Source organism: Arthrobacter sp. NPDC058288, from assembly GCF_042880995.1.
Classification (GTDB): domain Bacteria; phylum Actinomycetota; class Actinomycetes; order Actinomycetales; family Micrococcaceae; genus Arthrobacter.
The window spans coordinates 62274-75658 of record NZ_JBHVYH010000010.1; the positions used below are offsets into that span (position 1 = coordinate 62274).

Consider the following 13385-nt stretch of genomic DNA (forward strand, 5'->3'; position numbering starts at 1 on the left):
AAGGCGCAGGCGACGTATGAGCCCGGGAGACGACGTGAAGACCTTGACTGACCGCATTACCGACCGGTGGGGGCGGTGGGTGGTGCCGTACGCCGCCCTCTGGATCACCATGCTAATTGGCGGCGTGATCGTCGTGACGCTGGCGTTCCTCGGCGCCGAAGTCTACGACAACGTGGTGGACGACGCCGGCCTCGCCAACCTGGACAAGCCCGCGCTGGCGCTGTCCGAAGACCTCCGGACCCCCTGGCTCAATTCCGCCGTCACCGCCTTCACCAACATTGGCGGCGGGATCGGCATGCCCATCGTCGGCAGCATACTGACGGCCTGGCTGACATGGGCGGGGCGCACCTGGCGGCCCCTCATCCTGGTGGGCGGCGCCGCTGCTGCTTCGGTCACTGCAACCACCTTCGGCAAGAAGCTCTTTGGCCGCACCCGTCCGGACCATGCGGACGCTGTTCCGCCCTACGAGGATTCGCCGTCGTTCCCCAGCGGGCACACGCTCAACACCACCGTCGTCATCGGGCTGATTGTCTACCTGGCCTGCCTGCAGATCCAGCGGACCGTTGCGCGGGTGTCCATGATCACGGCCGGTTCGCTCTTCATCATCGCCATGGGACTAAGCAGGGTGTTCCTCGGCCACCACTGGCTGACGGACGTCATCGCCGGGTGGCTCCTTGGCCTCGCCTGGGTGGGAATCGTGATCCTGGCCCACAGGCTCTTCCACGTGATGCGGCACCGCGAGCACGCCGGTCCCGCCCCGACGTTCGACCACCCCGTGCTCCGGGAAGAACTTGCGGCCCACCATGCCGCACACCGTGCCGAGGACCACCCGGAGGGCACGGACAGCCCCGGGCAGGCCCGCGGCCCTCGGGGCGGGGACACCACCTCCGGGTGATAGTTTTGACCCATGCGCACACTCGTCGTGGACCACCCGCTGGTCGCTCACAAGCTTACCGTTCTGCGGGACAAAAACACTCCTTCCCCGGTCTTCCGGCAGCTCACCGAGGAGCTCGTCACACTCCTCGCCTATGAGGCCACGCGGGACGTCCGCACCGAGCCCGTCACCATCGAAACACCGGTCAGCACCACGATCGGCACCGCGTTCACCAAGCCCACGCCGCTGGTGGTTCCCATCCTCCGCGCCGGACTGGGCATGCTCGAAGGCATGACCAAGCTGGTACCCACGGCCGAGGTCGGCTTCCTGGGAATGGCACGCGACGAGGAAACCCTGGACATCATCACGTACGCGGAGCGCCTCCCCGAGGACCTGACGGACCGGCAGATCTTCGTCCTGGACCCCATGCTCGCCACTGGCGGCACGCTGCGCGAAGCCATCAAGTTCCTGTTCAAGCGCGGCGCCTCGGACGTGACGTGCATCTGCCTGCTCGCCGCGCCCGAGGGCCTGGCCAAGCTGGAGGAAGAACTCTCGGACGCCAACGTGACCATTGTCCTGGCCTCCATTGACGAAAAGCTCAACGAGAAGTCCTACATCGTTCCCGGACTCGGCGACGCCGGGGACCGCCTCTACGGCATCGCAGGCTAGCTGGGCCGGCTGATTCTTCACTCCTTGGCTGCGGGCCGGGGGCTGCGTTCCGGAACCCAGCCCCCGGCCCGCACCCGCGTTCTCGGGAAGCGGTTGCCCTCTTCCGGATTCCGGTGGCCGCGGCTAGCCTGTGGCCCATGGACTGGAAACTTGAACTGGTGTTTGTGCCTGTGTCCGACGTGGACCGTGCCAAGGATTTTTACGTCAACAAGGTGGGCTTCAACGCGGACTACGATGAACGTCCCATGGAGGGCATCCGTTTCGTCCAGCTGACCCCGCCGGGCTCCGGCTGTTCGATCGCCATCGGCGAAGGCCTCAACGACGCTCCGCCGGGTACCGCTCCCGGCCTGCAACTTGTGGTGAGCGACATCCAAGCCGCGCACAAGCAGCTGAAGGACAACGGCGTTGACGTCAGCGACGTCGACGTCCAGGACTGGGGCCACTTCGTCCACTTCGCCGACCCCGATGGCAACAAATGGGCCGTCCAGTACATCCCCCACCGCCCGAACGGCTAGGTCACGGAATCCCGCCGCTGCCCCGGGTGGGGCAGGATGGAAGGATGAGCTTTCGCCCCGATGCCCCCGCCCCGGTTTCCGCGGGACTATCCGCCAGCACCATCATCACCCGTGCCGTCCTTTTCGACATGGACGGCACCCTGGTCGATTCCACAGCTGTTGTGGAGCAGGTGTGGGGCGAATTTGCCGCCCGTTACGGCCTGGACATTGCCGAGATCCTCCGCACCTCACACGGCGTCCAGGCGGGGGACACAGTGCGGCGGTTTGCGCCCGTCGGCACTGACGTTGCGGCCCTGACCGCGGAACTCGGCGCCATGGAGCGGGTGCGGACCGAGGGCATTGTGGCGTTGCCCGGGGCGGCCGAACTGCTGCGCAGCCTCCCGGCGGATGCCGTGGCGCTGGTGACTTCCGCCGACCGGATCCTGGCCGATATCCGGATGGGCGCCGCGAAACTTGCCATGCCGGCCACAGCCGTCACGGCCGACCTCGTCACCCGCGGCAAGCCGCACCCGGAAGGTTACCTCCGCGCCGCCGAACTGCTTGGCGTGGAGCCGGCCGATGCCCTGGTCTTTGAGGATGCCCCGGCAGGCATTGCGGCCGGAGTCGCCGCCGGGATCCGGACTGTTGCCATCGGGCCCAACACCGGTCCGTTGCCGGACGGCGTTATGCACATCGCCGACTACTCCGCTGTGTCCGTCACAACGGACGTGGACGACGCCGGCATCAGGACGATTTCCTTCCGGTTCTGACCCCAGCCCGGTTCCCGGTCCAGTAGTGTCGTTCGGGACGGCTGACTCTATCTTGGGGGGATAGGATGACCGAGATTCCGATTGACGGCGCCAGGGGCACTGTCGAGCTGCGCAACGGCGTCTTGCATGTGCGTTGGATTCCAGGGCTGGCCATTTGCGAGGAAGCCGCGGTGGCCGTGATGTCCGCGGTCAATGAGCTGAGCCGCGGGCGTCCGTTTCCGATGCTGGTGGACATGGCTGCGACGGAGTCCATGAGCCGCGGCGCCCGGCGCGTTTTTGCCCGTCCCAGCACGGTGGCCAGGGTGGCGCTCCTCGGGGCGTCCCCGGTGGACCGGGCATTGGCCAATTTCTTCCTCAGCATTCATTCTCCTGCCGCTCCGACGCGGTATTTCACCTGCCCGGAGGAAGCCATGCGGTGGCTCCGGCTCCCGTAGCCGTCATCGCGGCGGTGGAACACACGGCGCGAGTTGGGCCCGCAGTTCCGGAACCGGAATACGGCCGGTCGTCAGGTCGCGGCTGAGGCGGACCATGCCGCGAAGATCGGCGAGCGCGGTCTGGAAAAGGTCCACACCGGCGTCGCCACCGTCGGTCCAGTCCACCGGGACCTCGTGTACGCGGAGACCGCATCTTTCGGCCAGGACCAGCAGCTCGGTGTCAAAGAACCATGCGGTGTCAGCCGTATGCGGCAGGATGTGCCGGGCAACATCTGCGCGGATAGCCTTGAAGCCGCACTGCGCGTCGCTGAAATGCGCACCCATCAGCGCATGCAGCAGAACGTTGTACCCGCGGGAGATGAACCCCCGCCACGGTCCGCGGACAACGCGGGAAGTTCGTGCCAGCCGGGATCCGATCGCCAGGTCCGAATGCCCGGAAAGAAGCGGGGCGACCAGGGGAGCGAGCGCAGCGAGGTCGGTGGAAAGACTCACGTCCATGTAGGCCAGCACGGGTGACGGCGAGGCCAGCCACACGGTGCGGAGCGCGTTGCCGCGGCCTTTGGAGGTGAGTCGGACCACGGTGACCTCGCGTAGTTCCCGGGCCACACGCTCGGCGGTCTTGAGCGTGCCGTCGGTGCTGGAATTGTCCGCCACCGTAATCCGGAACGGGTAGGGAAACGTATCGGCCAGGTACAAGTGGAGCTGCCGCAGGGATTGCTCCAGACCCTGTTCCTCGTTATAGACCGGGATGACTACATCCAGCACCGGCAGAGCGGTTCCTGTGGTGCCGGTCATGCGCGTATCAACGGGCGCCCGGCGGACGTGACCCTGCCGGGGGAACGTCGGGGCGGGAGGACCCGGCCGGGCGTCGGCGGCGGCCCGGGGTTGCGGGGGCGGCAGGGATCCCGTGGCCAGGTCTGTGGGCGTCATGGTTCAACTATGGTGCGGCCGCATATGAAGGATTTAGGCCAAAGCTGTGCAGCTGCTGTGGGTTTTACCGTCAACGGGAACAGGAACGGTGGCGCCGGTGACATTTCCCTGCCTCCAGGGGGAGGTAATCACGCCTATACGGCCGGAGGCCCCGAATCCAGTAGTAGATTCGGGGCCTCCGGTTTTACGAAGCAAGTTGGCCAGGCGCCGGTTTAGTACCAGTTGTTGGCGTAGTGGAAGTTCAGGGCGCCGCAGGGGGAGCCGTACCGTTCCTTCACGTAGTTCAAGCCCCAGTTGATCTGGGTGCGGAAGTTGGTCAGGTAGTCGGACCCGGCACTGGCCATCTTTTCGGCCGGCAGCGACTGGACAATGCCGTAGGCGCCGCTGCTGGCGTTCGTGGCAGTGGTCTTCCAATCCGATTCCTTGGTCCAGAGCGTGGTGAGGCATTGCATCTGGTCAGCCGCCCAGCCGTACGTTCCGAGCTGCGAGGCGGCATATGCCTGGGCTGCTGCGGGATCGTCAACTGCTACGGGCGGTGCCGGGGCGGGAGCCGGTTCAGGGGCCGCTGCAGGTGCAGGAGCTTCCGGCGCCTTCTCCGCCGGCTTCTCTTCCGACGATTGCGCGGTCACGCTGACAGAGGCCGGTGCGGGCATGGCGGAAACGAGGATCTTTTCGAACGCGAGCTTCGGTTCCGCGTCGGCAGTTGCCGCAGTGGTTCCTGCGCCCGTTGCCGATGTTGCGGGGGCTACGGGTTCGGAAGCCTGGCCGGCGGCACCGACGCCAATCAGCACAGCACAGGCCGTGGTTACAACTGCGGCCCGGCGGCCGGAGCCCTGCAGGCTGGCCGCGAACCGGGACAGCGGAGATGCCTTGGCAGCTGGTTCGGCGCGGTGGCGTGAGCGTTGCGCAGACGCTGCGGACTTGCGGGAAGCGGGCTCAGGACGTACTTCTGGCGTGGATTTAGTCATGGTTGCCTCTCGATGCCGGCGGAGTTAGCTGTCGGGTTCGGATGAGGTCATCCGGCCGCACGGAACTTCACGTGTCGGCTTCACCCCAAGGGCGGCTATGCAGAATGCCCGGAGACCTGGGTCCCCCGCCTCTGCCTGATCATGAGGAAATCCGGGTAGCGGCAGAGTTTGGCGTCCATCCGGATATGCGGCCGGAACGGTGGCCGCACTCTAAAAACCGTACAGGAGTCCGGCGCTTAAGTCACATTTCGGTAACGAGGATCACGACGGCGGCGCGTTGGCTTGCGCTTATGCCGGGTGCTGCAGGCCCGTCCGTGGCGGAGTTAAGCTTCCGGTGATTCTCCCGGGAGGCGCAGCGCGAATTCGGTGCGTCCCGGGCGCGAGTTGACCTCCACGGTTCCGCCGTGCGCCTCCACGATCGACTGCACGATCGACAGGCCAAGTCCGCTTGTTCCCTCGGAAGCCGCGGCGCCCGAGCCGCCGGAACCCGAGGCGGAGCCTGCCGGGCTGGTTCGCGCGGCGTCCGCCCGGGCAAAGCGCGCGAAAACCCTGTCCACAAATTCGGGCGGGATCCCTGCACCGTTGTCCGTGACGGTCACCACGGCGCTGCCGTCAGCCGACCGCATCACTCTGGTGACCACGGTGGTGCCCGGTTCCGTGTGCTTGCGGGCGTTGGAGAGCAGGTTGGCCATCACCTGGTGCAGCTGCTTGGCATCCCCGCGGACCACCACGGGCTCCTCCGGGAGCTCCAGTTGCCAGATGCGGTCCGGGGCCATGACCTTCTCATCGCTGACGGTCTCCACCGCGAGCTGCGTCAGGTCCACGTCGCTGATTTTCAGCGGCTGGCCTTCGTCGAGCCGGGCCAGCAGCAGGAGGTCCTCCACCAGGGTGGTCATGCGTTCGGACTGGCTCTGCACCCTGGCGAGGGATTTTTGGCCGTCCGGGGTGAAGTCTTCGGTCATCCGCATGAGTTCCGTGTAGCCGCGGATGGCGGTCAGCGGCGTGCGCAGCTCGTGCGATGCATCGGCCACGAACTGGCGCACCTTCGTTTCGCTTTGCTGCCGGGCCTCGAGTGCCTTGGACACGTTGTCCAGCATGAGGTTGAGGGCGTGGCCCACGCTGCCCACTTCCGTTCCGGGATGCGCGTTCGACGGCGGGACGCGGACTGCGAGGGCCACCTCGCCGGCGTCGAGCGGCAGTTGCGAAACCTGCGTGGCGACTTCGGACAGCTGTTCGAGGGGTTTCATGGTGCGCCGGATCAGCACCGTTCCGGCAAGGCCGATGAGGACCAGGCCGCCCATCGAGACGATCACCATCGTCCATACCAAAGAGTTGAGCGTGTTCTGTTTTTCGTTGAGGGGGAGTCCGGTGACAATCACGTCCCCGTACGGGGCCTCCACCGCCACCAGGCGGTAGGAGCCGTTGGACAGGGCCCGATCGACGGGTGTTCCGTCGTGCTGGAGTGCCAAAAGAATCTGGTTATCCTCGGGCGAGAGGGACGCCACGGTGGCGTCTTTGGCGAGGAACCCGGCGCTGCTGACATTCCCGTTATCGATGCGCGCGATGAGGGTACCCACACCTTGGCCCGGTCCTTCGAACCCGTCCTGCCTGCCGGACGGGTTGCTGGGCCGTGGCCGTCCTGCCTCGTTCGAGAGCCTTGAGGCCTGCCCCAGCCGTTCATCGAGCTGCCTGGTCAGGAAGGAATCCATGGAGGCATAGCTGAAGAGGCCAATCGCGCCGCAGATGGCCACCAGCAGCGCCATGGCCACCAGGACCAGCCGGGTGCGCAGGTGCCAGGTTGACGGATCAAGCCACCGGCGGCGGTCTCTGCGGATTTCGCCGGAAAGTGTGGGCACCGCTCAATCCGCCGGTTTGATGACGTAGCCCGCGCCGCGGACGGTGTGGATCATGGGCGGGTGCTTGGCATCCACCTTCTTGCGCAAGTAGGAGATGTAGAGCTCCACGATGTTGGCTTGGCCGCCAAAGTCGTAGTCCCACACCCGGTCCAGGATCTGTGCCTTGCTGACCACCCGCTTGGGGTTCTCCATGAGGTAGCGGAGGAGTTCGAACTGGGTGGCGGTCAGCTGTAGTTCCTCCCCGGCCCGGGTCACTTCGCGCGTGTCAACGTTGAGGACAAGATCGCCCACCACCAGTTCGGCGGTGTCCATGGCGGCCACCCCGGAGCGCTGGACCAGCCGGTGCAGGCGGAGGAGCACCTCTTCCATGCTGAAGGGCTTGGTGACATAGTCGTCCCCGCCGGCCGCCAGGCCGAGGATGCGGTCCTGGACGGCGTCCTTTGCCGTCAGGAAGAGCGCTGGCACCTCCGGCGCGAAGGCGCGGATCCTGGTGAGCAGCTCGACGCCGTCGAAACCGGGGAGCATCACATCCAGCACCAGCACGTCCGGGCGGAAGTCCTTGGCGAGCTTGACGGCTTCGGGACCGTCGCCTGCGACGGCAACGGACCAGCCTGCCATCCGCAGGCCCATGCTCATGAGCTCGGAGAGGCTGGGTTCGTCGTCAACCACCAGGGCGCGGATGGGGGAACCGTCCGGGTGGGTGAGCTGGGGAAGGTTGTTGGTCATGGAGTGCGAAGTGGCCATGGGACAACTCTCCGATCTGCGGTTTAGCCGGCGCTATGGGGATCCTGTGCGCTGGCTGTGAATCCCAGCCTAGCGAGCTGAACGCGGTGGTGGGCCCTCCTTGGGCTGCCCGGCGCGGATCGGCTGAATCGCCGGACTGAAACCGGCATCGGAAACGTCACAGCTTGACCTCTTGCCCTGCACAGGCCCCGCACAGGAACGCTTCCGAGGCTGGAGTGGACAAAGCCCCCTGCCCGAGGAGTACGCCATGAACAACCACCACAGCACGCCGGTTCCGGAAAACGATTCTGAGAAGACTCCGGAAGACCAGCCGATCCCGGCGGGCGGTCGTGTGAACTTCCCCGTGAACAGCCCCGCCAACGGCGGGCAGGCCTCCGGATGGGGAGTGCCGCCGTCGGACGCTGCCTCCGGCGCGCTGCCGGAGACGGGGTGGGGACCGTCCCGTCCGTCCGGTAGTTGGGGTGCGCCGCCGCCTGCCGGCTTTCCGGACGACCCCGCAGGCCGCTCGAAGCCGTGGACCGTCAAACGCGGAGTGGCGGTCGCCGGCGCCGCGGCCGTTCTCGCCGGGGGAGTCGGCGTGGGCATCTACGCGCTGACTTCGAGCTCGGCGGCGGCTGGCAACCCGGCCGATGCAGGCGCACTGCAGGAGACTTCACCAGGCGGCCGCGGCGGAGCGCAGGGAGGTTTTGCCGACGGCGGGATGCCGCCACAGGGCGGCCCCGGAAACTTTGCCCCGGAGGGCCTGGGCGGAATGGGCACCGGAGTCTCCGCTGCCGTCCACTCCGAGTACGTGACCCTCGAGGAGGGCGCCTACGTCACCAAAGTGGAACAGCAGGGAACGGTCACTGCGGTGAGTTCGGGCTCCGTCACGGTCAAAAGCACGGACGGGTTCAGCCGCACCTATTCACTCGGTTCGGACGTTACGGTGAGCAATCAGCAACAAAGGCGTCAACAGTCCGGCGCTTCGGCCACCAGCCAGCCCACCGTGGCGGACATCGTGTCCGGTGCGATGGTAAGGATCGTCGCGGGAAAGGACGGCGACAGCTTCCCCGCGGAGTCCGTTCAGATGGTTGCGGCGACGCTCACCGGCCAATCCAACTGAGCCCGCCTGCGGGGCCGTGGGGCTGAATGGCAGGAATTTTTTCGGTCTAGCCCCGCCGGGCGCTGGACATGTGCACCGCCCGGGCCTCGTATTTCAGCAATTCCACGCTGGCTGAATTTTCGCACCGAAAAAAGGGGTTTGGAAGAAGACTATTCGGTAATCGAGCGAATCCGATCGATCGTTCTGAAAAACACCTGTTATATTATTGGCATTTCAGAATCGTGATTTGGGCCACAATGCGGGATTTCGTCTCACGATGCGGACAGAAGCGTCCATTGTTACTTGCAAGTTTTCATTGTTACGTTGCACACTTCAATTGTGAACAAGAACTCAACAGCACCTGCAGCCGCAGAATCCTGGACCAGCCCACCCGCTGGCGAAGACATGCGCTGTTGTCGAATGCACGCCTAACTTTCCCACCCCGAGAAGTTTTTAGGCATTCGCCCCAAGCCCAGCGTCGGGCGCCCCTCCCCAGATCTCATTGCGGGGAAAGACAGCATTCGAGCCGCGATGACGGCCATTCACATTGAGGTAAGCATTCCATGTCAGTTGCATCTGGATACGTCCACATCTCCGTCCGAAACGCCAACAAGGGCGGCCAGCCCTCGGGCCTCCGCCAGGGTTTCGGTGCCCGCCCGGCGTTCGCCCCGGCAGCCCCCGGCAACAGCTTCCCGGCCCCCGGCTACGCGCCCCAGGGCTATAACCCGAACTCCTATGGCCAGCTGCGCGCAGTTCCTGCCGCCGAAGCCGCCCCGCAGACGGCCCCCACCCCCGTGATTGCACCGGCCAACGGCAGCGCCGTCCGCCCCGTCGCAAACGAAAACGTAGCCCGTGGATTTGTCCTCTACATGGGCATCGATGAGGAGACCGCGGCAGCAGCCGGAACCTCCATCGCGAAACTTGCCCAGGAAATCCGCGCCTACGCCCAGTCGCTCGTCTCCGGTGCGGAGAGCTACGCCGCGGTGGCTGTAGCCCCCGCCAGCGCCCCGGGTTCCGCGCTCGACGTCGTACGGTCCACCTTCGGCGACCCCACCGTCAACTCCCGGCAGCGCGCCGAAACCACCCGGCTGCCGCAGCCTCAGGATCCCCGGCCTTCCGGCGTCCTGATCGACCTGGCCCGCCGCGAAGTCCACCTCGACGGCGACTCCCTGAACCTCACGTTCAAGGAGTTCGAACTCCTCAACTACCTCGTCGAAAACGGCACCCGCACCGTGGGCCGCGACGAACTGCTCGAGGGCCTGTGGCGCAACGCCGAAGAGGTCCCCAACGAGCGCACCATCGACGTCCACATCCGCCGCCTCCGCTCCAAGCTGGGCCGCCTCGCCAACACCGTCCGCACGGTTCGCGGCCAAGGCTACCGGTTCTACGAGCACCCGGAGGTTGTCGTCTGGGCCGCTCCGGAATACTCCATCTAGCCTCAAACCCCGCGCAAAGCGTCCGTTCCCTTTCTTTGGGGGCGGGCGCTTTCGCTTTCGCGGCGCAATCCCTCGGCGCCTGCGCTCGTTCCTCACGCAACAACGGCGCTTTCCAGATGTGCCGCTACGCTTCAGCGCCCTTGACCCAGGTGAAAGGGCCGCCTTTCCGCGGGTGGGCTCTCGGAGCATTGTGCTTCCGCGGCTTAGTTCCTATGGCCCTGTTGGCTTGGGGTGGTGCGGCGTAGTCTCTGATCGTCCATCCGACTACCAGGAGGAACTATGTCTGTAGCACGCATTACTACGCTGAGCTCGAATTCCAAAACCTCGTTTGACGCGGCCATCAAAGAGGGGATCGAGCGTGCCAACAAGACCCTTCGGGGTGTCACGGGCGCGTGGGTTAAGGAACAGAAAGTCGAAATCGCCGACGGCGCCGTCGTCGCGTGGCACGTTGTGCTTGAAGTGACCTTCGTACTGGAGGACTGAACCCTGTGCAGGGCGGCCATGACCTGAGGGGCAGGGCCGCCGCACTAGGATTGGGACATGAGCGAGCATCACATCAGGCGTTTGGTCCTCATGCGGCACTCCAAGGCGGACTGGCCCGGAGGCGTGCCCGATCATGAGCGCCCGCTGGAGGAACGCGGGCACCGTGAGGCTCCGCTGGCCGGGAAATGGCTGCTCAAGCACGGGGTGGTTCCCGATTTCATCCTGTGCTCCAGCGCGCTGCGTACACGGCAGACGTGCACCTGGGTATGCGCGGAACTGGGGGACAAAGCCCCGACGCCGAAACTTGAGGACGGCCTCTACGGAGCGTCCGCGCTGCGCATGCTGAAGGTCATCAACCACGTCCCGGATACCGTGACGACGCTGATGGTGATCTCCCATATGCCCGGCGTCCAGGATCTTGCCATGCACCTGGCGTCGCGCGATTCCAACCACGATGCCTATATGGACGCCGCCACCCGGTTTCCCACCAGCGGCCTGACTGTGCTGGAAACCGACAAAACCTGGGCGGAACTGGACGGCCAGGATGCACGGCTCACGCACTTCAAGGTGCCCCGGGCGCACTAAGGGGCATTGGGCAAGTGCGGCAGCCGTTGCGGACCTGACCCTTGACCCTCCTTCCGCCGTGTTCATGGTCAGCGCGGGGTTTGTGATGTTTACTGGAGATATTCGTCAGCGGCCCCGGGTAGAAGGAGATCATCGTGGACTCAGGACAGCTTGTGGGGATCATTATCGGCGTTGTTGTGGTGATTGCGATCATCGCAGCGGTGCTCTTCTTCAACCGGCGCCGCAAGGTGGAAGCGGACAGGAACCGGGCCGCGGAAATGCGTGAAAAAGCCAAGGCCGACGAGCTCGGAGCACGGGACCGCGAGGCCAAAGCCGCCCGTGCCGAGGCCGACGCCAAGCAGGCCGAGGTCGAGGCAGAGCGCCTGCGCCGGGACGCCCGCGAAAAGCAGGCGGAAGCCGAGCGCGTACGGGCCGCATCGCAGGAGCAGCTTCGCAAGGCCGATGAGGTTGATCCGGACGTCGTCACAGCCGATCGCCATGACGCTGATCGTCGCGCAGCTGACCGGCACGAGGCCGACGGGCACGGTGAGGCCGTGCCTGCCCAGCCGCAGACGCGTGCAGAAGCCGGAACCCGCGGACGCGGGGACAACGTGCCGGCGGCAACCCCTGGCACGGCAACCCCTGGCACGGCAGCACCCGGCCACGCTGAACCCGTCACGACTGAATCGGACGCACCACGCGAGCGCGGCGTCACCGAGCGCGATGCCGCCCACCATGATGCCGCCGAGCACGACGCTGCACCTGATCGCGGCGAGGACGGGGCTCCGCGAGAGCGCCCGCGGAATCTTTGACACCGGGTCCTTTGGCGTCACAGCCCTGAACCGGCAGCCCGGAGCGTGAACCTTCGCCATTCCGCCCTTGCGGTCCTCGTGGCCGTCCTGTGGGGCGCCAATTTCGTCGCGATCGACCTTGGCCTGCACGCCAACGGCGCCGAAGTGCCGCCGCTCCTCTTTGTGGCCATGCGCTTCGTCCTGGTGGTCTTTCCGTGGATCTTTTTCATCCGTAAGCCGGACGTCAGCTGGCGGGCGGTCGTCGGCGTCGGCCTCTTCATGAGCGCCGGACAGTTCGGTCTCCTCTACCTGGCCATGGCGCTGGGCATGCCCGCCGGGCTCGCCTCGCTGGTCCTGCAGGCCCAGGTGCTGCTGACTGTTCTCCTCGCTGCCGGAATTCTGGGTGAGCGTCCCAGCGTGAGGCAGTTCGCCGGCGTCGTCCTCGGAGTCGCTGGACTCGCGGTGGTGGCAGTCGGCCGCAGCATGGTGGCCCCGGTCCTTCCCTTGCTCATCGTCCTCGCTGCAGCCCTGTCCTGGGCGGCCGGGAACATCGTCGCCCGGCAGGCCAAAGCCTCGTCCGGCCTGGGCCTGGTGGTGTGGTCCGGCGCAGTGGTACCGCTGCCGCTGATCGGCCTGTCCCTGTTGATCGACGGGCCGGCCGCCGTGGGCGGCGCCCTTGCAGGCTTGCAGGTGGTCACCATCCTGAGCGCGATCTACACGGCGGTCCTCGGATCCCTGGTGGGCTACGGAATCTGGAACCGGCTCCTGGGAATCTATCCGTCGTCCGCGGTGGTCCCCTTTACGCTGCTTGTCCCGGTGGTGGGAATGACGACGGCGTGGCTGGTCCTGGGCGAGGTGCCTTCACCGGCCGAGGTGGCAGGCGGAATCCTGCTGCTGGGCGGAGTGGCAATCGCCGTCCTCCGGCCGGGGCGGCAGGGAGCCACGCCAGGCCAGAGGCGATGGCACGCTCAACGGCGCGATGTGGCCTTCGCCGGGGACGTGGGGGATGGTTTAGCCGCCAGCTTGGGCGCGGCGGACTTGGGAGCAGGCCGGGCCGCACGAGGAACCGTTGGTTTGGCCGAGGACGGCGCGGGCCGCTTGGCCGCGGGCGCACGCACCGCCCCGGAGCGCGACGCCGGAACACGCCCGTAGGTGGTCCCGGCGGCAGGTCGTTGCGCCGGTCTGGCCGTAGGGCGCCTTGCGCCGGATGCGGGCTTGCGCCGCCCGGATTCATTGCGGCCGGACCGGCTGCGTCCCGACCGGAGCCGCTTTCCGGCCGGCCATACCGCCC

General features: G+C 66.3%; 15 protein-coding genes and 1 riboswitch. Of the genes, 11 read left to right on the forward strand and 4 right to left on the reverse strand.

Going from position 1 to position 13385, the window contains the following annotated elements:
• Positions 1-16: 16 nt before the first annotated feature.
• The 5 genes from ACFVWT_RS20795 to ACFVWT_RS20815 all read left to right on the forward strand — a co-directional run bounded on the left by ACFVWT_RS20795 (position 17) and on the right by ACFVWT_RS20815 (position 3241).
• Positions 17-895 (forward strand): phosphatase PAP2 family protein, encoded by an 879-nt coding sequence (locus tag ACFVWT_RS20795; protein WP_390251233.1) that lies wholly within the window; start codon positions 17-19, stop codon positions 893-895.
• A gap of 12 nt (positions 896-907) precedes the next feature.
• The gene (upp, locus tag ACFVWT_RS20800; protein WP_043478170.1) at positions 908-1543 is read left to right on the forward strand and encodes a uracil phosphoribosyltransferase; all 636 of its coding nucleotides are present in this window, start codon (positions 908-910) and stop codon (positions 1541-1543) included.
• Positions 1544-1680: 137 nt separating this feature from the next.
• Positions 1681-2058 (forward strand): glyoxalase superfamily protein, encoded by a 378-nt coding sequence (locus tag ACFVWT_RS20805; protein WP_390251235.1) that lies wholly within the window; start codon positions 1681-1683, stop codon positions 2056-2058.
• Between the two features lie 44 nt (positions 2059-2102).
• On the forward strand, positions 2103-2807 hold the full coding sequence (locus tag ACFVWT_RS20810) for an HAD-IA family hydrolase (RefSeq protein WP_390251237.1): 705 nt from the start codon (positions 2103-2105) through the stop codon (positions 2805-2807).
• 65 nt (positions 2808-2872) lie between these two features.
• Positions 2873-3241, forward strand: a complete 369-nt coding sequence (locus ACFVWT_RS20815) for an STAS/SEC14 domain-containing protein (RefSeq protein WP_390251239.1) — start codon at positions 2873-2875, stop codon at positions 3239-3241.
• Positions 3242-3244: 3 nt separating this feature from the next.
• Here ACFVWT_RS20815 and ACFVWT_RS20820 read toward each other — a convergent pair whose 3' ends face one another.
• The 4 genes from ACFVWT_RS20820 to ACFVWT_RS20835 form a co-directional block, all read right to left on the reverse strand.
• A complete protein-coding gene (locus ACFVWT_RS20820; RefSeq protein ID WP_390251241.1) occupies positions 3245-4171 on the reverse strand; it encodes a dolichyl-phosphate beta-glucosyltransferase in 927 nt (308 codons plus the stop codon).
• Between the two features lie 212 nt (positions 4172-4383).
• Positions 4384-5139, reverse strand: a complete 756-nt coding sequence (locus tag ACFVWT_RS20825; protein WP_390251244.1) for a hypothetical protein — start codon at positions 5137-5139, stop codon at positions 4384-4386.
• Positions 5139-5323, reverse strand: a riboswitch (cyclic di-AMP (ydaO/yuaA leader). (Overlaps the previous gene by 1 nt.)
• A 139-nt stretch (positions 5324-5462) precedes the next feature.
• Positions 5463-6995: an ATP-binding protein gene (locus ACFVWT_RS20830; RefSeq protein WP_390251246.1), complete on the reverse strand. Its 1533-nt coding sequence runs from the start codon at positions 6993-6995 to the stop codon at positions 5463-5465.
• Positions 6996-6998: 3 nt separating this feature from the next.
• Positions 6999-7739: a response regulator transcription factor gene (locus ACFVWT_RS20835; RefSeq protein WP_390251248.1), complete on the reverse strand. Its 741-nt coding sequence runs from the start codon at positions 7737-7739 to the stop codon at positions 6999-7001.
• Between the two features lie 247 nt (positions 7740-7986).
• On the opposite strand from ACFVWT_RS20835, the gene ACFVWT_RS20840 reads away from it, so the two are divergent.
• From ACFVWT_RS20840 to ACFVWT_RS20865, 6 genes are all read left to right on the forward strand, one after another.
• Positions 7987-8841: a hypothetical protein gene (locus tag ACFVWT_RS20840; RefSeq protein ID WP_390251250.1), complete on the forward strand. Its 855-nt coding sequence runs from the start codon at positions 7987-7989 to the stop codon at positions 8839-8841.
• A 542-nt stretch (positions 8842-9383) separates the two neighbouring features.
• Positions 9384-10256: a winged helix-turn-helix domain-containing protein gene (locus ACFVWT_RS20845; RefSeq protein ID WP_390251252.1), complete on the forward strand. Its 873-nt coding sequence runs from the start codon at positions 9384-9386 to the stop codon at positions 10254-10256.
• Positions 10257-10535: 279 nt separating this feature from the next.
• On the forward strand, positions 10536-10739 hold the full coding sequence (locus ACFVWT_RS20850) for a dodecin family protein (RefSeq protein WP_011690525.1): 204 nt from the start codon (positions 10536-10538) through the stop codon (positions 10737-10739).
• A 57-nt stretch (positions 10740-10796) separates the two neighbouring features.
• Positions 10797-11324, forward strand: coding sequence for a histidine phosphatase family protein (locus tag ACFVWT_RS20855; RefSeq protein ID WP_011690526.1), 528 nt, complete (start codon positions 10797-10799; stop codon positions 11322-11324).
• Between the two features lie 134 nt (positions 11325-11458).
• A complete protein-coding gene (locus tag ACFVWT_RS20860) occupies positions 11459-12115 on the forward strand; it encodes a hypothetical protein (protein WP_390251254.1) in 657 nt (218 codons plus the stop codon).
• A gap of 45 nt (positions 12116-12160) precedes the next feature.
• A complete protein-coding gene (locus ACFVWT_RS20865; RefSeq protein ID WP_390251256.1) occupies positions 12161-13246 on the forward strand; it encodes an EamA family transporter in 1086 nt (361 codons plus the stop codon).
• The last annotated feature ends 139 nt before the right edge of the window (positions 13247-13385 follow it).